We start from the raw sequence: 22679 nt of genomic DNA, 5'->3' as shown, positions 1-22679 counted from the left end.
GATACGTAACCGAAAAATTTTTCAGTTCCAATAAACATTGACCATCCTTACTCAAAAGAATTCCTCCTTACTCGATTTACACCTTTATTTTAATCCGCGGATCCAGAAGATTTTCCATTTCCCGGCTTAAAAAAGCCAGAGACATAACCACCATGGTCAGAATCAGCCAGGGATACACCAGCCACCATTTCCAGAAATTGGTATAATAAATCCCCTTAAAGCTGGTGGCATAGTGAATGATCAGTCCCCAGCTTTTTGAAGTGGGATCTCCCAACCCCAAAAAAGACAAACCAGCTTCTGAGATAATCGCTCTTCCGGTCAGCCGGATAATGTTGACTGTCAGAATCGGGAAAACTGCTGGCAGAAAGTGGCGTTGAATCAGATACCAGGTTCCTGCCCCATAGGTTTCAGCGGCTTTGATATAGGTCTGTTCTTTTAACATCAGCACCTGGGATCGCACAATTCTGGCTGGCGTTACCCAGGCAAACAAGGCCAATACAATCACCACATTGAAAAGGCTCGGCCCCAGCAGCGCCGCCAATAAAACCATTAACGGGAAATCCGGAATTACAATCAGAATATCAATCATCCGCATGATGATCTTGTCCGGCACACCGCCCACATAACCTGAAAAAATCCCGATCAAGCCGCCCCCGATAGCCGCCAGCAAAGCTGTCCCGAAGCCGACAATCAGACTTACCCGGGCACCATAACAAATTTGTGCCCAAAGATCAATGCCCAGATCATCGGTTCCCATGATATGTCCATTCCTGGGTGGCATCAATGCATCTCCCGAGGTGAAATTATAGGGATAGGGCGACAAACAAGTGGCAAACACCGCCATAAAAATCACGAGAATCAGAATGAACAAACTAATTTTCCCCTGAATGGAAAAATCTTTAATGACTTTCCAGCCTTTGTTAAACGTTTCTAATATTTTTGGCATCATCACCCCTCCCGCAGCTTTCCGGCATCCTTAACCCGGGGATCTAACTGTTTATAGACCTGATCGGCGATAAAATTCGCCAATAAAACCAGCAGGGTTACGACCAGAAAAATCCCCTGTACTACCTGGTAATCCTGAACCCGGATGCATTCTCGCATTAACCGTCCCAAACCCGGATAGGCAAAGACGTTTTCTACCAGAATGGCGCCACCAACCAAACCACCTAAACTTAAAAATATTCGGGTAATCACTGGTAGTAACGCATTTCTGAGGGCATGATGAAATAGAACTCGTTTCTCGGTTAGCCCCTTTGCCCGGGCTGTTATCAGATAATCTTTTGATAAAACCGTAGTCATACTGTTTCTGACAAGCAGATACATCCCACCCAACTGTGAAATTGCTAATACCAGTATTGGCAGGAACGCGTGGCTAAGAATATCTGCCAGCTGTTCCCACCAGCTGCTGTATTCTTTAAAATGGCTCATCGCACCAGACAAAGGGAACAGCCGCAGCCAGGCTGAAAACACAATTAGTATCATCAGCCCAATCAGAAAAACGGGAATCTCCGAAATCAGAATCAACTGAAAATAAAGCGCTTTATCCAGCCAATGATCACGATACCAGGCTGAAATACTCCCCAGTAACACCCCGATTGCTGTGCTGATCACCATTGCCGAAATAACGATAAAAATGGTCCATCCCAATCTTCCCGTAATCAGCTCACTGACTGGCACCTTGTAATAGATACTAAATCCCAGATCACCGTGAAGCAATTGTCCGAGATAAGTAACGTATTGCTCACCCAGGCTCTTGTCCAGTCCATAATAGCTCTTATAATAATCCTGCTGCTCCTGAGTCATGATGATTTCCTCATTATCCGGGCTATCTGATGAGAGCAACAGAAATGGATCGCCTGGAAGAAACCGGGGTAAAAGAAAATTAAGGGTGATAATAATCCAGATTGTCAAAGCATATTCAAGGAGTTTCAGTCCTTTGTTTCGACCCATTCTACTGCCTCCTTTTTTTTAAAGAAATGACAGACAGCATTCCGATCTGCCGCCATTTCAATTATTTATTGTCCTGCTACTCTACTACAAAATTTGTCCGAGAATCGTTATGATAGGTATCCGGACTCCAGCCGTCATAAACCGCTGGACGATGGACCATGATGGTGTTCTTATAGTACAGGGTCAGCTTTGGTAGTTCCTGGGCTAACAGTACCTGAAGTTCACCACTGATTTTAAGCTGTTCAGCCGGATCCGTTGTTTTTTGAAGGTCAGTGTACAATTGATCCACCTGGGGATTATGATAACCAACTACTGCAGCCGTGGTCGAGGTGGCCTTGGCTGATTTTTTAACATTCGTCACTTCGCCCAAGTCTTCTCCACCGCCACTGCCGTTGATGACCATCTCAAAATCTCCCGCTGCAAAACGGGAATCGCGGGTTTTAGAATCCGTAGTCTGTACGGTAATGTCAATGCCGACCAACGACAAATCCTGTTTAATCAATTCAGCAATTCGGGTACTGCCTTCATCGGCCAGCAGGGTAAAACTCAGTTTTTCGCCACTGGCATTTTCCCGGATCTTGTCACCATCCGTATCTTTAAAGCCGATGCTGTCCAGCAGCTCTTCAGCTTTTTTAGGATCGTTGGCATATTGTTCAACCGCGCTGTTATAAAGTTTATTACTCGTTGGATGGAGAACCCCGGGATTCCCGGCTACTGCTGAACCTCGTTCGATTTTTTCAACCAACTGATCACGATTAATCGCGTTGGCCACCGCCTGACGGAAGGTGACATTGGCAAATTCCGGCTGAGTATTCATATTGTAATACAACCGATATGCCCAAGAAGTGACATATTGCATAATTTCATATTCATCATCGCTTTCGAACCGTTCCATTACATCCGGGGTAATACTGATGCGGTCAATATCTCCCTGTTCAAAGGCGAGAATTTCTTCACTGATCGGAATAAACTGCAGTTCTTTGGCCTTGGGTTCGCTGCCCCAATACGCTTCATTGATGACATACCGATAAGTGCCATGCTCCTTACTATACTCCGTCAATTTATATGGGCCAGTTCCCACCACTGCCTTGGAATCCAGATAATTGACCGGATCGGCTACCGATTCCCAGACATGTTTGGGAATGATATAAAAGCTGGTCATATTTGCTAAAAACTTTGGATCGGCTTCCGTTAAGGTCACCTTGACCGTCTGAACATCCACGGCTTCCATGTTGGCAACCTTTGAAAAATCTGGAGTATTCACCGGGGGAATGGTTTTAAAATAATTATACGTAAACGCCACATCCTCAGCGGTCAGTGCTTGGCTGTCGTTCCATTTTACTTCGGGACGAATTTTAAAGGTATAGGTTAGTCCATCCTCGCTTTTTTCCCATTCTGTGGCCAGCTTGGCCCCCGGATTACCATCGACATCGGTAGCCAACAGGGTATCAAAGATCAATGCCATCTTTCGGGAACCCGGTCCCCGGGGGTAGATCCCGTAAGGGGTGGGATAACCCCAATCCCCACCGGACAGCTTTATCACTTCAACCTGTTTCTGATTAGCCAGACTGTTTTTTTCCTCACTGTCCGACTTTGCCGTACTGCTGCTGCAGCCCGGCAAGATTGACAACATCACCACGGCCAGCAACACTGCCAACCCTTTTTTTAAACCATTTTTTACCATAACGCTCTCCTCTTTTTTATTTCAAGTAAAGCATTCCCTCAAATCATGCCCTACTCAATAAGCTTTTTACGATTGGCTATTTAACAAACAGTCGCAGCGCCTGTTCGCCGACCCGTTTCCCGAACAGTTCAAAAAAATCTTTCCGTTCTTCCACACCATTATTCACGCCAATGCCAATCGGACCCAGATGAATATAGGGACGTCCACAGCCGGCACCCGATGAATAGGTCAGCATCCCTCTAACCAGCATATGGCTGATCATCGACTGCAGAGCAATATCACCGCCCCCATGCATGGCGTTGGCCGTGGCAAAGGCCGCTCCCAGTTTTCCACCCAACTGACACGACCAATCCTCGTCAAACCATTTTTTAAACTGCCAGCACATATTGGCCACATAGGTGGGGGTACCCATGATCAAGGCTTCACTGTCGTTAATAAATTGACTGTCGACGGATTCCGGCTGATTTAAATTCATCGGCCGAATCTCGAAATCTCCCGCCGTCAACAGACCCTCTTTGATATAGCTAGCTGCCTTTTCGGTATTACCGGTTTTACTAAAATATAGAATTGTAATTTTCATTTGATCTCCTCATCCTTCCTTACTTCAGGTAAACGCCTCTTAATTCAAGCCAGGGGTCTTCCGCTGAGATCTCGTAACCCTGAACGTTATTTCTTGTTGCCACAATTTTTTCTTCATGCAGCAGGTAAAAAGCAGGAACCTCTTCCAATATCATTTTCTGCAAGTTACCGTATATCTCGGCTTTTTTAGCTTCATCTGTTGTACTTTCACCTTCTTGTACCAGTTGATCATAAGCTGGATTGTTGTAGTGACTGGCGTAATTTTTTGAGAAATGGACCTTAACGTGGTGAGGATAAGGGCCCCAAACATAATAACCGGTTCGCATCAGCATATCAAAATTCCCGGCTTTTTCAATTTCACTAAAAGCCGCCGCTTCCACCTGCTGCACCTCCACATCAAAACCAATTTCTTTCAACTGAGCCTGACAAATTTCTGAAATTTTTAGCTCTCTCGGACTCCAGGACTGACCAACCAGCAGCACAACCTTTAAGGGCTGTCCGTCTTTTTCCAGAATTTTATCACCATTGTTGTCTTTCCAGCCAGCGGCTGCCAATAACGATTTGGCGGTTGCCTGATTCTGGCTGTAAAGCGGCAGATCTTTAGCCGAAAACATCATAACGGGTGAATAGGCTCTTCCCTGAGCTGCCACCCCCACATCATTTAACGCATTCTTAATGATTCCCTCGGTATCGATGGCATTGGCGACAGCTTTTCGAACACTGACATCATCAAACGGTGCTTTGGCCGTGTTAAACTGAAGAAAGTCGGTAAAGGTACTGAGTTTGCGGTTGACGGTGATATCCTTATCCGCTTCCAGCTGGGCAACATCACTTTCGGAAATTTTAAGGCTCATATCGACATCGCCAGAGGTCAGCGCCATAATCCGGGTTGATGAATCCGGAATAATTTTAAAGATAACCTGGCTGAGCTTTACTTCATCTCCCCAGTACTCTTCATTCTTATCAAGAACCACTTCCTGTCCCTTGGTATAGGAATTATACTTAAAGGGTCCGGTTCCAATGGGTTTAATAAACTCACCCGTTGCACTGACACTGGTAGGGCTGACGACCGGCCAGGCAATATGGGTCATATAAGTGGGCAACGGCATGGGTTTGGGACAGGTAAACTTTACGGTATAATCATCGATTACTTCGATGTTTTCAAATTGCAGGGTTTTAGCCATTGTCACATAGGCCCGATCCCCATAGGAATATTTCACCGCTTCAGCAGTCAAAGGGGTACCGTCATGAAATTTGACATCCTGCCGTAATTTAAAGATCCAGACTTTTCCATTCTCCTGGGATTCCCAAGATTCCGCCAAACCGGGAACCATATTCAAGTCGGCATCCAATCGTACCAGGGTTTCATAAATCTGGGACCATACAAAACGGGCGTCACCTTCCGGGAATTTGGTAATATCCCAAGTATTAATATCCGTTCCGATCGCCACATCCAATATCTGATCTTTACTGGCAGTGGATCCATTCACACTGCATCCACCAACCAGGAACATGCCCATCAAAATAATGGCTACTAGATATAATTTTTTACTTTTCACTTTTCTCCTCCTCAGGTTTTAGATCGATCTATTAATTTTTCTATGCCGGAAAAAGATTGCTTTTTTATCATTTCTTCCGGGCAACGATAATCGTTAACCATTGTCATCAGTTTATAACGACGCTTTCCAGCAGGCTACTGTATGACCAGGTGCTTTTTCGTGCAGTGCCGGTTTGTTTTTGCAGGCTTCTTCAGATTGGCAACAATGCTGAAAAAACTGACAGCCATTGCCCCCCTCCGGCCGCAGTGGTTCTGTGTTTTTTGTCTCCCAAACCGGCTGATGGGCTAGTGATGATTCTACCAGCAACTGGCTGTAGGGATGTCGGGGATGGTTATACAAGTCTGCGGCTGGGGCCATTTCTACAATCTGGCCTTTGTACATCACCGCAATCTGATCGCTCATCCATCGGACGACTTCCAGATCATGAGAGATAAACAATAACCCAATTCCATGTTTTTTCTGATTTTCTTTTAAAATGTGAAGCACCTGGGCCTGTACCGAGACATCCAGCATCGAGGTGGGTTCATCCGCCACCAGAAATTCTGGATTGAGTGATAGAATCCGCGCCAGCACCACCCGCTGAATTTGTCCGCCACTGAGTTCATGGGGATAGCGGCTTAGATGCTCTTCACTCAAACCCACCTGTTTCAAAAGACTGTCCATGTCCTCCTGTGCAGCCAAGTTTTTTGCGTACCGCTGCTGAATCCGCCGGGGCTCAGCCAGACTCTGCGCAATCTTCATCCGCGGGTTTAGTGCGCTTTCCGGATGTTGGAAAATAATCTGCATTTTCCCACAAAACTCTTTTTTCAAGCTTCCCCGTTGGGTTAAAACTTCTTGTTCATTTAAAAATATCTTTCCTCCGGAGGGCGGTGTCAGTCCCAGCATGGTTCTCGCCAGCGTGGACTTGCCACAGCCACTTTCACCAATCAACCCCAGGGTTTGGCCCTGGGCAATCGAGAAGTTCAGCTGTTCAAGCACCGACTGCTGTTTTGCATGCATGTTTCCAGTTTTGTAATGTTTGCATAGGTTTTCTACTCTAATCAGCATATAAACACCTTACCTGAGAACCGTTTACCACGCTCAAGGGTACCCTTTGATGCTGGCAGGCTGCCTGTCTGATTTCACAGCGGTCATAAAAGCGGCAACCTGAAATCACCTGACTCAAACTCGGGCTTTGTCCGGGGATTGGCGTCATTCCAGCCTCCGGCAAAGACTGTAACAGCCCCTTGGTATACGGATGTGCGGGCTTTTTAAGAATTTTTTGGGTCGCTGCCATTTCAATGATTTCCCCCGAATACATTACCACGATTTTATCACAAAGACATTCAGCCACTTTCAGATCATGAGTGATTAAAAGTAAGGCGGCGCCTGTTTCCGCTTTCAATTGCTTTAGCAGCTCAACCACCTGAGTTTTGACAATGGCATCCAACCCTTTGGTGGGCTCATCGGCAATCAGAAGCCGGGGTTCTCCGGTAATGCTGATGGCTGCCAACGCCCGCTGTTTCATTCCGCCACTTAACTGGTGGGGAAATTGTTCGCTGACTTTTTTTGCTTTTTTAATCCCCAGAAAAGTAAGCATGTCCACCGCTTTCTGTTTGGCGGCCGGCTTACCCATTTTTCGGTGAAGAACCAGTCCTTCCTCGATCTGTGTGCCGATTTTCATCGCCGGATTCAGAGAAGTTGACGGACTCTGGGGCAAAAGACCAATGCCGCCGCCGCGAATTTCCCGCATCGCCTGATCCGATAAGGTTAGCAAGTTCTGTTCCAGATACCGGATTTCGCCGGTGACCCTGGCATTATAGGGCAACAACTTTAAGATCGACATCCCCAGCACCGATTTTCCACAGCCGGTTTCGCCTATAATTCCCACGGTTTGACCCACTTCAATGTCCAGATCGATATTTTTACAGGCCTGCACTTCCCCATTTCGCGTTTTAAATGCGGTATTCAGATTTTTTATGCTCAGTAATGTCAACTCCATCACCCCTATTCTTCGATCACTTTTCCATACCGGGGGTCACAGACATCTCTTAACCCATCCCCCAGAAAGTTAAAAGCCAGTACCGTCACCATAATAATCACGCCCGGAAAAATCGTTAAATAAGGGGCTGACTGGAGATAGTCTTTGCCGTAACTCAGCATCGAACCCCACATCGCTGTCGGTGGCTGTACCCCGATTCCGAGAAAACTCAGAGCCGCCGCTCCCAGAATGGCCTGACCGATGCCAATACTGGCCATCACAATCACCGGCGAAATAATATTGGGCAGCAGATGCAAAAAGATGATGTAACCATCACTGGCACCAAGGGAGCGCGCGGTTTCGACGAACTCTTTCTCTTTTTCGGCCAGAACCGCCCCTCTGACGACCCGGGCATAACCCATCCAGCCAACTAAAGCCAGAGCAAAAATAACGTTTGGCAGCCCCGGCCCCAGCAAACCCGCTACCACCAGCGCCAGAATCAACCCGGGAAAGGCCAGAAACACATCCACAATGCGCATCAGAAATTCATCAAAGTGACCACCGTAAAACCCTGCGGTCAACCCGATCCCCACCCCAACAAAAGCTGAGACCACGGTCACACTCAAACCGATAAACAAGGCCGTCTGGGTTCCGAAGATGATCCGGCTTAAAACACAACGACCGTACTCATCGGTACCAAAGGGATAATCCCAACAAGGCGCCATCAATGCCTTTTCCAGTAATTGCTCATAGGGATCATGAGGTGCCAGAACCGGTGCCAATAGCGCCACCAGAATCAGCATCGTGATAATGAGCAGTCCGCTGAGTGCCATCTTATTTTTTAGAATATCACGTATCATCATTATTCCTTCTGGTAACTTATTTTAGGATTCAAAAACAGATAAAGAATATCCACAATCAGGTTGATCAGGACAAAAATAATCGCAAACAACAAGGCACAGGCCTGAACCGTGGCAAAATCCCGGGCGTAAATTGAATCAACCAGAAGCTTGCCAATTCCCGGCCAGGCAAAAATCGACTCGACAATCACTGTTCCACCCAACAAATGACCCAGTTGAATGCCAATTACGGTGATGATCGGGATAAAGGCATTTTTTAAGGCATGTTTGAAAATGATCCGCCGCTCCGACAATCCTTTTGACCGGGCCGTGGTAACATAATCCTGATTGAGTACCTCCAGCATGCTGGAGCGGGTCAGGCGGGTGGTAATGCCCGCCAGTCCCGCTCCCAGTGTCAGTGCCGGTAACACCATATAACGAAGGCCACCATAGCCAAAAACCGGAAACCATCCCAGGGTAACCGAAAATAGCAGAATTAACAGGAGTCCCAGCCAAAAATTCGGAACACTGGTTCCGATCAAGGCGCTGGACATGGTTAGATGATCCATCAGTGAATGCTGTTTGGATGCCGCAATCACACCGGCCGGAATCGCAATTACCAGCGATACCAGCAGCGCAGCAAATGATAATTTCAGGGTGGCCGGTAAGCGGATCAGAATTTCTTCCATAACCGGTTCTCCGGTAATCAGTGAGTTGCCAAAATCACCGCTGATCATATGAGTCAGCCAATGAAAATACTGCACCATTACCGGTGAATCCAGACCTTCTGACAGCCGGATTGCTTCCACCTCTGCGGTTGTCAGGTTTTCTACCCCATAGCGGGAAATGGCAATCATTTCCGCCATATCCCCCGGCGCCGCATGCATCAGTGTAAAGGTCAGGACGGTTACCCCGATTATGACAATCAATAACAAGCATAAACGTTTACCGATATAGCGGTACATTGCTCAACCCCCAATCACTTCAACCTCATCCCGCTCGACACACTGCTTTTTAGCTTTCTTTTTTGCAATAATCATCTTTGCCTCCAATGCATCGCCAAATTTTGACAGCGGTTCTGTGGCAAAGTCTTCAGTCTCAACAATCTGGACAATCGTAAAATACTGTTCAAGCAAGCTAAGATAGGCTTCAAATGTCAGATCTCTAGCAAAACTATAGATTTTTCGGCCCTTTTTAACACCTTCAAAATCTGAAAGATTATACTCAAGATCAAGCAGCGGATCTCTCGATCCTTCATCCTTGCCATAGAAAACGTGCTTGCTAATAAATAAGCCCCCTTCTTTCAGCGCCGAAAAAATCTTCGGCACCAGCTCCGGGTTTTTTCCGCCCGGATTGTAGGAGAACAATAGCAGATCATAGTCATTACCAATAGCGTCCATAAAAAGATTACCCGGTTTTAAATTAATTCGATGGGCATCATATTTTTCCAGATATTTTTGGGTCGCCTCAATAACATCGGGAAAATCATAAATATCGATCTCGAGATTCTGGTTAAGCCGACTCAACGCGACTGAATAAAGACCGTGTCCCCCGCCCAGATCCAGCAGTTTTTCTGCCCTGGAAAATTCGGGCAATGATGCGATTAGACTTGTAGTTTTTTGCAGCTCCCCACACATAATTTCAGAGGCGAGGGAATGAATCAGATTGTCCTTAAAATAATCAGCTTCGCTTACTTTGATCGGTCCATTTTCTATTACTTCATCAAGTCTTTCCCAGAGTGAAAAACCATTTTTGATGTTAAACAGCACTTCTCCCTGAAAATACGGCGACTCACTTTTAAAATAGCATGTGCTGAGTTCTGAGTTCTTAAACACCTCGCCGCTCTGCTCAATAAAACCGATTTCAGCCAGACTCATACATATACAATCGGTCAAATCTGGATTGGTACCCAACACTTTTGCTAAATCAACTGCTGATTTCCATTCATCCAGATGATTAAAAAAGCCTCGCTTTATCGCAGTATCGAGAATTTTAAACTGTTTAAAACTCCTCGAGCAGGTATTCAGGAATTGATACAATGGATCCGTTTCCACTATTGGTTTATTAAGCAACACATCATCATTAAACACGTTTGATCTCCTTCAACTAGCTTGTTAATTTCAGATTGTATTATCAAATGACTATCTTTTGATAATACAACGTTTTTATATACATGTATAAAGTTGTATATACTATATAGGACAAAAAAATTATCACCTCATCTTATAATTTTCGTCCTGAAATAATATATAAGGCTTCGGTATCCACCATTATATCAACGGAAAAACAGGCCCGGAATTTTTCCGATTCTGTCATCACGTCATTTAAAGTCGTTGAAACCATTTTTACATGTTCACCCGAATGTCGGCCATTGATCGTCTCTTTGCTTTCACTGTGGGCAATCATAAACCGTCCCCCTGGTTTCAGGCAGGACGATAATTGCAGCATCAAGGCTTCTTTGTTTTCAAAATGGGGATAAGCACTATAGACGATGGCAAAATCAAATCCCTTCTGATCAAACGCATAAAAATTGGCATTTTCAAAATGAACCAGCTGACTCTTGTAATTCTTCTGTGCCTGAATGATCATTTGTTCTGATAAATCAATGGCAACAATCTCAGCTGGTTCTTGCTTTAATAAATGTGGAATCAGTATCCCTGTCCCGGTTGCAATATCCAGAATCCGACTAGCCTTTTTTATTCCTGCCAGGGTCAGAATCGCGGAAATCTTGTAGGGATCATGCTGACAGATACTGTCCCATTTTTTTGCAATGTTATTAAAATACTCTTTTGTCGCTTGACAATTATTCACACTCAACTTCTTTACACTCCTTCTTTTTTGCAAAAAAAACGCCAATGAACCAAAACTCTTTTCAAAGAGCTTCTGCCTCACTGGCGTCTTAATTAATTCTTAATTTAAGTAAGTGAATTATAACAAGATTACTGACAATTGTCAATAACTACTTTTAGAGAAGCTTCAATGTATGTTGGATATACGTGTTTTAGCAATGCCTCTTTAATATTTATCATTTTCCATATCGTCCAGAATAATTTGAGGCATTTCCGAAAGCACTTCCGCCTGAGTTGCCTGCCTTTGAATCTGGGGTTTTGACGCGGTGCCGCAATCGGTGGTATTATTCTTAAGTTTGAAAGTCCCGACCATTTGTTTTAACATTTCAGCTTGACCGGAGAGTTCTTCGCCCGCTGCTGCGCTTTCTTCGGCGGTAGCCGAATTAGTTTGAACCACAATAGATACCTGTTCAACACCCTGAGTAATCTGGGCAATTTCCGTGGCCTGATCATTGGAGGCCTGCGCAATGTTACCGACTAGTCCGGTTACTTTTTCAATTTCTTGGAGAATCTCCGCCAGGCTTTCGGCCGTTTCATTGGCAATTTTTGTCCCCGCATCGACCCGATTAATGGAGCCTTCGATGAGCACCGTGGTTTCCTTAGCCGCTTCGGCACTACGGGCCGCCAGATTACGGACTTCTTCGGCAACCACTGCAAATCCTTTGCCATGCTGTCCGGCGCGGGCCGCTTCCACCGCGGCATTCAAGGCCAGAATATTGGTTTGGAAGGCAATGTCATCAATCACCTTGATAATTTTCGAAATATTTTTGGACGATTCGTTAATATCCAACATGGCGGTTACCATGTTCCCCATCTGTTCATTGCCAACCTCAGCGCTACTGCGCACTTCAAGCGCCCGATCATTGGCTTCGTTGGCATTGATAGCATTTTTTTTAGTTTCCCCAGCCACCTCTTCAATGGATGCATTGAGCTGCTGGATAGCACTGGCCTGCTCAGTTGTTCCCTGTGAAAGCGCCTGACCCCCATCCGAGATCTGCCTGGCACCGGCTTCAACCTGACTGGCCGCTTCATTAATTTCGCCCATTGTTTCGTTTAAGGTTTCAGTGATCCCATTGAGACAGGTTTTAATGGCCTGGAAGTCACCCAGGTATTCATTGCTAATATACAGATTCAGATTGCCCTGGCCGATCGCTCTTAGCGTATCAGTGATTTCATCCACATAGGCCTTAAGAAATGCAATGGTGCTGTTTAATGCGCTTTTTATCTGCGCGTGATCGCCCTGATAATTTCCGGTCATTTCGGTGTTAAGATTTCCACTGGACAGTTCACTAAGTGTATTCGATGCTTCAATAACAGGCTCTATAATAGCATCCATGGTAAGATTAAAACCCTCGATCACTTTTGCAAACTCACCCTGGAACCTATCCACATCACCACGATTACTAAGATCACCTGCCACAGCCAGATGGGACATGGATTTGGTTTCTTCGACTAAACTGACAATGTTTTCAATCATTCTTATTAAGCTTGGGTTTAAGGTATCATTATCGCTGCGCTTACCAATGTCTTTCAGTGTTTCCAGATCGCTCATATCACCATTGGCAATGTGGGTTGAAACGGCAACAATACGGATCAGCCGTTCGTGAACGCCATTAATGGCCTGGGCGATCTCGCCATAGATCCCCGAATAATCGTCTTGAATGGTTTCCGAGTAGTCATTCACGCTTAGTTTTGTGAGCACCCGACGTCCTTCGGTAAGCGCTCTCAATCCGTCAATACAGGCATTTATATTATTTTTGATGGTGTTAAAATCCCCATAATAGGTGTCGGTAATTTTATCCGGGATTTGTCCTTTGCCTATTTTTTCAACATAATCTGCCGCCATGTTAAGGGGATTCACTACCGCATCCATGGTTTCATTCATGCCGTCAACAACCTCTTTAAACCCGCCGCTAAACGCCTCTGAATAGCCCCGGGTACTTAGTCGTCCCTGGATGGCCGCCTGAGAAAGCATGCCAACTTCGAAAATAAGGGCTCGGATCGTCTCAATGGTTCGCTTTAGTGCCGGGGTAATTTCATCTTTGGCATCATCCACTTCTTCAATATTGGCTGATACATCGCCTTCAGAAATCTGATTCATGGTGCCGATGACCATATTCTGCAGATTATCGGCAAATCCGTCCATGGCCGCTGCCATCTGGCCGATCTCATCGTTTGTGTTCATGCCCAGCCGTTCGCCTAAATGTCCCCGGCTCATTTCTTTTAACATATATACTGATTTTTTGAGTGGTTTGCAGATAACCGCAGCTATCCCAATCCCCAAGATAATTGCAAAAATTACACCAAAAACGATTACAATCACCATCGTCGTCGACACCTGTCTGGCAAGAGCTGCATTCGCCTCAGCGGTTTCTCTACTTTTCTCTAACTTTATTTGAATGACCTGATCCAGGGCCATTTGAACATTCTGGGAGGCAATATATGCCGAACCACCTTCTTGCATCAGTGCCAGCGCCTCATTATTTTTGTTTTGGGACCCCAAATTTATGACCTTTTCAAACTCCGGCGCCATTTTCTTGCGGGCCTCAATAAACGTCTGGAAGGCTTCATTCACCGCTTCAGCTTGCTTTTTTTCTTGAAACAAAACAATAAATTCGTCAATTTCCTTGTTGTTTGCTTCAAATGAATTGATATTTTTTTGATTAACCTGAACATCATTTTCGATGATAATATCCCTTACATTAATGCGTAAGCGCTGAAACAGTGCCGCAATCTCACCGAGTTCAGAAATCGGAACCGTCACATTCTCATAAGAATTCTGACTTGCTGCATCGAGTTTGTTAATATTTGAAATACCCATATAACCCACAACTCCGATAACTAAAGCTACCAGAATAAACCCGACTAAGAGCTTATTTCTAATTTTCATATTATAAAACCATTTCATTCTTCCCTCCTGCTGAAAAAAATTTTTAATGTTACTAAGATTTATAAACAAATCGAGTCTAAAATTTAACGTTTCACGTTCCTTATGTTATGCATCGATTCAGTTGCATAATAATTATAAAAGATATTTCAACTTTATATAAATTAAAGCGAATTTTTGTTTAAATAATTTTTTGTTATTTACCCATTTAACTATAGTTTCAACACCTTCATTTAGACAAAAACTTCAAGGTTTAATCATTATAGATCAAAACTCAGTGCCCCTTCACTTTTTCTTACTCAAACTGCGCCTGATACATCTGCCAATAACTGCCGCCCTTCGCCATCAGTTCTTCGTGAGTTCCCTGTTCCACCACATCACCCTGATCCACTACCAGAATCAAGTCGGCATTCTGGATCGTTGACAACCGATGAGCAATGACAAAACAGGTTTTATCTTTCATCAGATGACGCATGGCCTCCTGGATCTTTTTCTCGGTGCGAGTATCGACGTTGGAAGTGGCCTCATCGAGGATCAGCATTTTGGCATTTAACAACATCGCCCGAGCAATCGTCAAGAGCTGCTTCTGGCCCTTGGAAATATTGGTTCCTTCATCACTCAAAATAGTTTCATAGCCATGGGGCAGATGCTCAATAAACGAATGAATGCGGGCAGCTTTGGCCGCCTGCACCACCTCGGCCATTGTGGCATTCTCTTTACCATAAGTCAGGTTTTCATAAATCGTACCATGAAAAATCCAGGTATCTTGAAGCACCATAGCAAAGGATTTTCTCAGACTGTCCCGGGTCAGTTCCTGGACCTCATTACCATCGACATAAATATTCCCGGCGTCAGTATCATAAAAGCGCATCAACAGATTAATAATGGTGGTTTTCCCGGCCCCGGTCGGGCCGACGATGGCAATCAGCTTGCCCGCCTCTACCTGCAAGCTGAGGTTTTTAATAATTACCTGATTGGCATCATAGCTAAACCGGACATCTTTAAGAACAATATCGCCATTTACATTGGTCAGTGCTGTCATTTTTTTTGTATCTCTGGCCTCTGACCGTTCATTTAGCAAGGCAAAGACCCGTTCAGCCGCTGCCAGGGACGACTGCAGATCGTTCATGATATTGGCCATCTCATTAATGGGTCCGGAAAACTTTCGGGAGTACAACACAAAGGAGGAAATCTGCCCAATCGACATCGCTCCGGCCAGATATAATAGTGCACCAAAGACACTGATGCAGGCCAAAGACAGGTTGTTAATAAAATTAATGGTGGGAAAAATCATACTGCCGTAGTATTCGGCCTGATAATAAGCCGCTACCGCTTCTTTATTCTTAATATTGAATTTCTCAATGGTATGCTCTTCCTGGTCATAAATTTTCAAGGTCTTTTGGCCCGATACCATTTCCTCCACAAAGCCATTGAGTTCCCCCAATTTTCGGGATCGCCGACTAAAAAGGGGCCGGGTTTTTTTAACCAGGTAACGGGATATAAAAATCGATGCCGGTACGGTAAAAGCAAAAACAAGCACCAATTTAGGCGAAATCGCCAGCATCATCAAAAATGAACCCAGAACGGTGATAACTGCTGAAGCTACCTGAATCAGGTCGCTGGAAATCGAACTATTGACCGTATCAATGTCATAGGTAATCCGGCTGATAACGTCGCCCGTCTGATGCAGATCAAAATACCCCACCGGCAGATCCATCAGCTTATTAAAGACATCCTTGCGCATCGCATAGGTAACCTGACGGCTGACCCGGATCATCAGCACTTCCAGAATATAGGTCAGTCCGGCTGAGCCGATATAAAAAATGACCATCCAGAAGGCGTAATAAAACACCTGCGAAAAATTGACCTGACCGGTTCCCAGTTCGATGGCATCAATGGCGTAACCCGAAAGCAATGGCCCCACCAGTGCCAGGAGGTTACTTCCAATGGTTAAGGCAATGGCCGCAAACAATCGCCATTTATAGCGCATCAGATAGCCGCCCAACTGGATCAGGGTACCTTTGCGGTTTTGCGGTTTCTCAAATTTTTGTGATCGTCTCATCTCAGGACACCCCCATCTGGGAATGACTGATTTCCCGATAAACGTCACAGCTTTTCATCAGATGCTTATGCTTGCCATAGCCGATGATCGCACCGTTTTCAAGCACCAGAATATGATCGGCATGGCGGATCGAACTAACCCGCTGAGCCACAATAATAATCGTGGTATCATCAAAATTTTCCTTGATGGATTTGCGAAAAGCCGCATCTGTTTGATAGTCCAAGGCACTCGATGAATCATCTAACACCAGTATTTCCGGCCGCGAAGCCAGTGCTCGGGCGATCAGAATCCGTTGCTTTTGACCGCCACTGAGGTTGGCACCTTTGATAGTCAGCTGTTCGCAGGACTTACCTGATTTTTCATCCACAAATTCTTTGGCACCGGCACAATCAATCGCTGCTGTAACGGCGTCTTTAGAGAGATTTCTGCCCAGATCGATGTTTTCCTCAATGGTGGCTTCAAAGATCATATCATTCTGAAAGGCCACCCCGAACTTCTGATGCAATTCCCGGGGATCCATCGTTCTAACGTCACGACCATCGATGAGAATCATCCCCTCGTCCACATCATAAAGCCGCATCAACAGGTTCAGCAGGGTCGTTTTGCCAGCACCAGTTTCACCGATAATTCCCAAAGTTTCCCCTTTGGCCAGTGCAAAAGAAATATTGCTCAGATTAGGTTCCTCTTTATTATACGAAAAGGAGACCTCTTTAAATTCCACAAAAACGTCCGTTTTGTGCGTTTTAATCACTTCGGCCACTTCCTGAACTTTTAGTGCATCCACACTATCTAACGCCTGGATAATCCGATCTGCCGAAGCTGTGGCCTTTGGCCACATTTCAAACATTCTGGAAATGGCTACAACGGCATGAAGAATAATCGTAAAATAGGTCATAAAAGCCAGAATGATCCCCACTTCTGAGGTACCATTATTGACACCATAAGCCCCCATTACCACGACCCCAACCAAGCCCATATTCAGACAGATATTCATGGCTGGCGAAATCACCGCTACCGTCATCCGGGCTTTTTTCTCCCGGTTTACGACATCGGTATTAATGGCATCAAACCGTTTTTTCTCATAGTCTGTTTTAGACAGGGCCTTAATCACCCGGATGCCATTGATATCTTCTCTGACCACTCTGACAAAGCCGTCAAACGCCTTTTGCAGTCCAGCAAAAAGCGGCATGCTTTTTCTCGAAACCAGGGTAATCAATACCGCCATAATGGGCATAATGCCAATTAGTACCGTCGCCAAAACCGGGTCCAGGGTCATCGTGATAATGATACCACCAACCAGCATAATCGGTGCCCGAACCCCCAGCCTTTGGATGCGGATAATCATCTGGTGAATGATGTAGGTGTCGGATGTTAACCGCGAAATTACCGACGGCTTGGTTAGCGTATCCATTTGGTGATTGGAAAAATACATTACCTTGGCAAATAGATCATGCCGAATCACCTCGGTGGCATCACTGGCCACCCTGGCCGCCATACGATTGGCAATAATGTTAAAGACCAGCCCGATGATCGCACAGACCACCATCACAACGCCCCAATAAAATATCGGCAACCATTCATTTAACGGGATCACCTGATCAATAATCGTGGCCAGAATTGAGGGAATAATCAAATCCATGATCGAACCGGTAAATTTAAAGAATACCCCAAAGGCCATCCGGCCATAATAGGGTTTTAAATATTCTGTAATGATTCGTTTCATGTTCTACCTCCCCTCTATTTTTTTGCTTATTTGCTACACTTTTATTATTGTAAGCTTTTTTTTAAGAAAATTCATCTGATTTTTTGCATTCGACAAACAAAAAAGCAACCCCATGATTCGGCGGTTGCTTTTTTATGATACCGATGTGATATCGGAACGCTTCAGAACCCGGATTCTTGATCCTGAAAAATCTCATTTAATGGTCGGCCATCACCCTTAAAAAAATCAATCCCCAGACTCCTTGCCATTGTTGGTGCGATATCGACCATTTGAATTTCACCTAACTGAAAGTTACTTTTTATCCGTGCGCCGGAGGCCACGAAAACGCACCGGTAACCCTGTTGATCGGGCTTATCTGGTAAATAACCATGGGTTGCCTGCTCGTCTTTTGATGCGTCCATCGCCTCAATAACCGGGCCTTCCAGATCGTCCTCAAAACAGTAGCCGATTTTCGCTTCCAGCATATAAGAAACGGAGTCCTCGGCATGATACTGACCCAGTTCCTTTCGGTTATATAGTTTTTCAATTCCAAAACAGTCCTCGCAGATGGCCTGATTTAGAATCGCGACTGCCATTTTCTCGGCTTCGCTGTCATTTTTGCGCAAATGCAGATAAGCTGCGCCCCCAGCCCCCTGGATATAGGCCCGCCATTGCATTTTTTTGTTTTCTTCAAAAATAAGGCCTTTTTCTTTTAATAAGGCATTGAGCTTTATCTTATAGTGGACATTAATCTGTCCATGATCCCCCAGCACAAGAAAGGTCGTATTCTCTTTGATCCCCGCTTCTTCGACTGCCTGAATGAGATCGCCCAACCTTTTATCCATCCGGATGATGGCTTCTTTTACTTCCGGACTGTCGGTACCATGCTGATGCTTTGCGTCATCCAGGTCAATGAGGTGCATTAGCAGTAAATTGGGTTTCTTTTTTTTAATCGTATCCACCGCGCACAGGGTTGTAAAATCATCCAGATATGGTTGTTTGAAGCCTTTTCTAAAGCGTCCAAATTTCTTTTCCAGGTCGAGGCAATAAAGTGGACTGCCGTTTCTTAAAATTTTCAGCACCTGGTTTTCCTTTTTAATGGCCCGGATCTCGGGCAAGTTATAATCAATGGCCGTTCTACCCGTCACCGGCCAAAGGATTCCGGCTGATTTAAGATGATGCTTTTTTAAGCAATCATAAATCGCCGGCACCTTGATTTCATTTTTATACCAAAACCAGCGCTGCTCCGCTTCCTTTTCAAATGGCTGAAAAGGATTATTATGATAGATTCCGTGTTTGTCGGGATAGACTCCGGTTACCATGGTCGTATGAACGACATAGGTCAGGGTCGGATAAACACTTTTTAATTGAGTACTATAAGCACCGTCTTTGATCAGTTTTGATAAATTGGGAAGCCTGCTTGCTTGTTCCCAGTTATCCTGTGAAAAGGCATCGTAAGAGATGACCATTAAATAGTTTGATTTTCCTGGGCCCATCTTTAAATTCACTCCATGACGTTATAACCTTGCTGTGGGTCTCTTGGCAAGGTTATAAAAATAATAAATCCGATCACAAACAAAGGGATAATTCCCAGTATACTCAGTCGGGCGTTGCCGGTCAGCGTTGTTGTCAGTGCCATGATCGCCGGTCCCACAATGGCTGAAAATTTACCAAAAATATTATAGAAGCCGAAAAATTCATTGGATTTTTCCTTGGGAACAATCTTGGCATAATAAGACCGGCTCAAGGCCTGAATGCCGCCCTGAGCGGAACCAATCATCGCCCCGAGAATAAAGACATGTCCGATCGAAGTGATAAAAATGGCCGCGATACAGGCCACAATATAGGTCATAATACCAACAATGATCATGGTGCTGGTTGAAAATCGTTTGGCCAGGTTACCATAAAGAATCGCACAGGGGAAGGCAATAATCTGGATAATCAGCAGGATTCCCAGTAACGTGACGGTATCTAGTGAATCCTTCCCGAGGATTGCAGTAGCATAAGGCACTACCATTTTGATGATCGTATCGACCCCATCGATATAAAAAAAATATGCTGCCAAAAAGATAAAAACCGTTTTATGATTTCGGATATTCTTAAAAGTATTCGCTAGCCGCTTAAAACTATTGACGATTGGCCGGGGTTCAGGTTCAATATAATGCCGTTGCTTTACATCTCTAATCATCGGGATAGTAAACAGTCCCCACCAAAGTGCCGTGACGATAAACCCGATCTGATAGCCAATCGCCTGGTCCATGCCCAGCAGAAGGATTAGTGCCAGGCTGATGCCAAACGGAATCACACTGGCGATATAGCCAAAAGCAAAACCTACTGAAGAAACCCGATCCATCCGTTCATTGCTGGTAACGTCCACGATAAAGGCATCATAAAAGATATTCGCACCGGAAAAACCAATAGCCGACAAAACAAAGAAAAAAATCAGCACCTGCCACTGTCCACTTGAAGGTGGCACAAAGGCAAGAGCGGCCGTTGCAAAAATCCCCAGCAACGTAAAGAATACAAAAAAACGCTTCTTCTTGTCCTTATAATCGGCAATGGTACCCAAAATTGGGCTAAGTACCGCAACTAAGATACTGGCAATCGAATTAAAATACCCCAGGTCCATACTGCTTTGAACATTTTCAAACATTCCAAATACAATTGGAAGTAAAGCCGTCGTTACCGCCATTGAATAGGCGGAGTTCCCACAATCGACCAAAATCCACGAAAATTCTTCTTTGCTTAATTTCAAAATGATCATCCTCCGTTGTTTTATTGCTATAAATCATCTGCAAATAAATCTGCTTAGACGTGAATTTATATCAAATTGCAATAAACTACAAGAATAACTCTGTTAAAAGCACTTTAAAATTGCGTTATTTTTGTTTTTCCAATGCCAGCAACCGCCTTTTTATTTCCAGCCCACCGCCATACCCCACCAGACTTCCATCGGCACCAATTACTCGGTGACAGGGAATAATAATGGAGATGGGGTTTTTGTTATTGGCGCCGCCCACTGCCCGGCAGGCTTTCTCGTTACCGATGGCCAAGGCGATGTCTTTGTAGCTGACGACCGCCCCATAGGGAATATCCTGGAGGGCTTTCCAGACCTTTTGCTGAAAGTCGGTGCCTTGAGGAGAAAGGGGCAGATCGAAACGCTTACGCGTCCCGGCGAAATATTCCTGGAGTTCCAAAACCGCTTTTTTGAGCAAGGGTGTTTCCGTGCAATTAACGCCTTCTGGCAATACCTCGCTAAAAATTAGCCGAGTAACGGCACTACCATTCTCAATCAGAACAATTTTCCCCAATGGGGTTTGATAACAAAAGCCCTTTTCCATTTTTTCTTCCTTTTCTATCTCAACATGCTTAAAACACTAACGAACAGCATCCTATCCGTGTCACCATTGTTTATCCTTGTCATAACCGTTTGTTTTTTAGTTCAATTGATGGTATTGCTGTTTCTTTGTAATACCCCAGACCCTTGGTTGCGCGGCTTCAAAATCTTCATTAAAAAGGCAAGCCCGGGCGATCTGGTTGTTATCGTAAGTTTTAAAGTAATAGGAACCCGTATTGCAAACCATACAAGCGGTATATTGGGTAAAATCGATTCCCTCATCGGTGATAACACTTCCTTTGGGTATATCAACTGATGCCAAAATATGAAAGGCGGCGTTAATGCACTCTTCTTCCGTTTCAATAGGATTAATGGCTTCTCTTCCAAACAATGCCCGCAAAAATCGGGAAGGCGGTGTGTAATCTCCGGGCAAGCCAAAGGTTCCCGAACCCCCGCCAAAGGGATTGAATGTCATACCATTTAACTGAATTGGTCCTGTTTTATTTGGCGAAACGCCAATATAATTGCGAATGTTCGTTAAGTGCCAATTGAAGTCAGGACTGTTCGTCATCACCCCCAGAGGATTTTCATAGATGATGATACCATCCTTCGTTGGTTCAATCACCAACGTATTCCCTTTCTTATCAGTAATTATCCAGTGCAGTGGGGTAATTACATTCATAAGCTTAAGCGGCGTACTAACGATATTTAACTGGGGAATTGCCGCTTTCACTTCTTCAAGTGTCGAAAAATTGGTTAACAACCATCCAACGATTTCATGAGGAGCAAGGTTGGTTTTCTTAGGGATGACAGAATCGTTGTACTCCGCATAGCCTGGAAAGTATAAACTGGCACAGGATAGACCCGCTTCATTAAGGCCATCGGCAAAAAGATAGGTGCCTAAATTTCGACCGATTCCCATCATCGCATATTTGACTGATCTTACTGTTTGATCCACCTCAGACACTAACGAAAACTTCCTTGGCAGGAAAATCAGCTCAGGGTCTAATAAAAAAGCGAAATCCATGGTTCTGGCAAGCGTATTAATCTGATTTGTGGTCATTAAGGTGAGGCTCGTACACATTAAGAATTACCTTCTTTCTACTTTTTAATTATTATATCTGCTTTTGCAACAATAGTAAATGTTTAAACGCTCAACATAGCAAATCCATGACAAATAATTTTCGCCTTAAAAATAGATACTTAACAACTTCGTTTAATCACGCCACGATAAAGGCGGTTGACATTTGCACATGACACGGGGACGT

18 protein-coding genes are annotated in these 22679 nt (G+C 44.7%); all 18 read right to left on the bottom strand.

The window, feature by feature from the left end:
* Positions 1-76: 76 nt before the first annotated feature.
* The 18 genes from DOZ58_RS13675 to DOZ58_RS13590 all read right to left on the bottom strand — a co-directional run bounded on the left by DOZ58_RS13675 (position 77) and on the right by DOZ58_RS13590 (position 22495).
* The gene (locus DOZ58_RS13675) at positions 77-949 is read right to left on the bottom strand and encodes an ABC transporter permease (protein WP_111888796.1); all 873 of its coding nucleotides are present in this window, start codon (positions 947-949) and stop codon (positions 77-79) included.
* Positions 949-1953 carry an ABC transporter permease gene (locus tag DOZ58_RS13670; protein WP_111888795.1) on the bottom strand — a complete coding sequence of 335 codons (1005 nt, stop codon included), beginning with the start codon at positions 1951-1953 and terminating at the stop codon, positions 949-951. Before DOZ58_RS13670 ends, DOZ58_RS13675 begins: the two co-directional genes overlap by 1 nt.
* A 76-nt stretch (positions 1954-2029) precedes the next feature.
* Entirely contained in the window at positions 2030-3637 is a 1608-nt protein-coding gene (locus DOZ58_RS13665; RefSeq protein WP_111888794.1) for an ABC transporter substrate-binding protein, read from the bottom strand.
* Positions 3638-3713: 76 nt separating this feature from the next.
* A complete protein-coding gene (locus tag DOZ58_RS13660; protein WP_111888793.1) occupies positions 3714-4217 on the bottom strand; it encodes a flavodoxin family protein in 504 nt (167 codons plus the stop codon).
* A 19-nt stretch (positions 4218-4236) separates the two neighbouring features.
* Positions 4237-5775: an ABC transporter substrate-binding protein gene (locus DOZ58_RS13655; RefSeq protein WP_204355409.1), complete on the bottom strand. Its 1539-nt coding sequence runs from the start codon at positions 5773-5775 to the stop codon at positions 4237-4239.
* A 111-nt stretch (positions 5776-5886) separates the two neighbouring features.
* A complete protein-coding gene (locus DOZ58_RS13650; protein WP_111888792.1) occupies positions 5887-6822 on the bottom strand; it encodes an ABC transporter ATP-binding protein in 936 nt (311 codons plus the stop codon).
* Positions 6812-7756, bottom strand: coding sequence for an ABC transporter ATP-binding protein (locus tag DOZ58_RS13645; RefSeq protein WP_111888791.1), 945 nt, complete (start codon positions 7754-7756; stop codon positions 6812-6814). The genes DOZ58_RS13650 and DOZ58_RS13645 overlap by 11 nt, the downstream gene beginning before the upstream one ends.
* Positions 7757-7761: 5 nt before the next feature.
* The gene (nikC, locus tag DOZ58_RS13640) at positions 7762-8598 is read right to left on the bottom strand and encodes a nickel transporter permease (RefSeq protein ID WP_111888790.1); all 837 of its coding nucleotides are present in this window, start codon (positions 8596-8598) and stop codon (positions 7762-7764) included.
* Positions 8598-9539 (bottom strand): nickel ABC transporter permease, encoded by a 942-nt coding sequence (gene nikB / locus DOZ58_RS13635; RefSeq protein ID WP_111888789.1) that lies wholly within the window; start codon positions 9537-9539, stop codon positions 8598-8600. The genes nikC and nikB overlap by 1 nt, the downstream gene beginning before the upstream one ends.
* A 3-nt stretch (positions 9540-9542) precedes the next feature.
* The gene (locus DOZ58_RS13630; protein ID WP_111888788.1) at positions 9543-10664 is read right to left on the bottom strand and encodes a methyltransferase; all 1122 of its coding nucleotides are present in this window, start codon (positions 10662-10664) and stop codon (positions 9543-9545) included.
* A 133-nt stretch (positions 10665-10797) separates the two neighbouring features.
* Entirely contained in the window at positions 10798-11385 is a 588-nt protein-coding gene (locus tag DOZ58_RS13625) for a class I SAM-dependent methyltransferase (protein WP_111889777.1), read from the bottom strand.
* Between the two features lie 204 nt (positions 11386-11589).
* A complete protein-coding gene (locus tag DOZ58_RS13620) occupies positions 11590-14331 on the bottom strand; it encodes a methyl-accepting chemotaxis protein (RefSeq protein ID WP_111888787.1) in 2742 nt (913 codons plus the stop codon).
* A gap of 274 nt (positions 14332-14605) precedes the next feature.
* On the bottom strand, positions 14606-16372 hold the full coding sequence (locus tag DOZ58_RS13615) for an ABC transporter ATP-binding protein (RefSeq protein ID WP_111888786.1): 1767 nt from the start codon (positions 16370-16372) through the stop codon (positions 14606-14608).
* A gap of 1 nt (position 16373) precedes the next feature.
* On the bottom strand, positions 16374-18095 hold the full coding sequence (locus tag DOZ58_RS13610; protein WP_111888785.1) for an ABC transporter ATP-binding protein: 1722 nt from the start codon (positions 18093-18095) through the stop codon (positions 16374-16376).
* A gap of 161 nt (positions 18096-18256) precedes the next feature.
* On the bottom strand, positions 18257-19582 hold the full coding sequence (locus DOZ58_RS13605) for an alkaline phosphatase family protein (RefSeq protein ID WP_371414173.1): 1326 nt from the start codon (positions 19580-19582) through the stop codon (positions 18257-18259).
* Entirely contained in the window at positions 19579-20829 is a 1251-nt protein-coding gene (locus DOZ58_RS13600; protein WP_111889776.1) for an MFS transporter, read from the bottom strand. Before DOZ58_RS13600 ends, DOZ58_RS13605 begins: the two co-directional genes overlap by 4 nt.
* A 124-nt stretch (positions 20830-20953) precedes the next feature.
* On the bottom strand, positions 20954-21415 hold the full coding sequence (locus DOZ58_RS13595) for a methylated-DNA--[protein]-cysteine S-methyltransferase (RefSeq protein WP_111888783.1): 462 nt from the start codon (positions 21413-21415) through the stop codon (positions 20954-20956).
* A 96-nt stretch (positions 21416-21511) separates the two neighbouring features.
* Positions 21512-22495 (bottom strand): linear amide C-N hydrolase, encoded by a 984-nt coding sequence (locus DOZ58_RS13590; protein WP_111888782.1) that lies wholly within the window; start codon positions 22493-22495, stop codon positions 21512-21514.
* Positions 22496-22679 lie beyond the last annotated feature (184 nt).

The organism is Acetobacterium sp. KB-1, assembly GCF_003260995.1.
GTDB lineage: Bacteria > Bacillota > Clostridia > Eubacteriales > Eubacteriaceae > Acetobacterium > Acetobacterium carbinolicum.
Note: the sequence above shows the minus strand (reverse complement) of the source record. Positions and strands in the feature narration are given on the sequence as shown.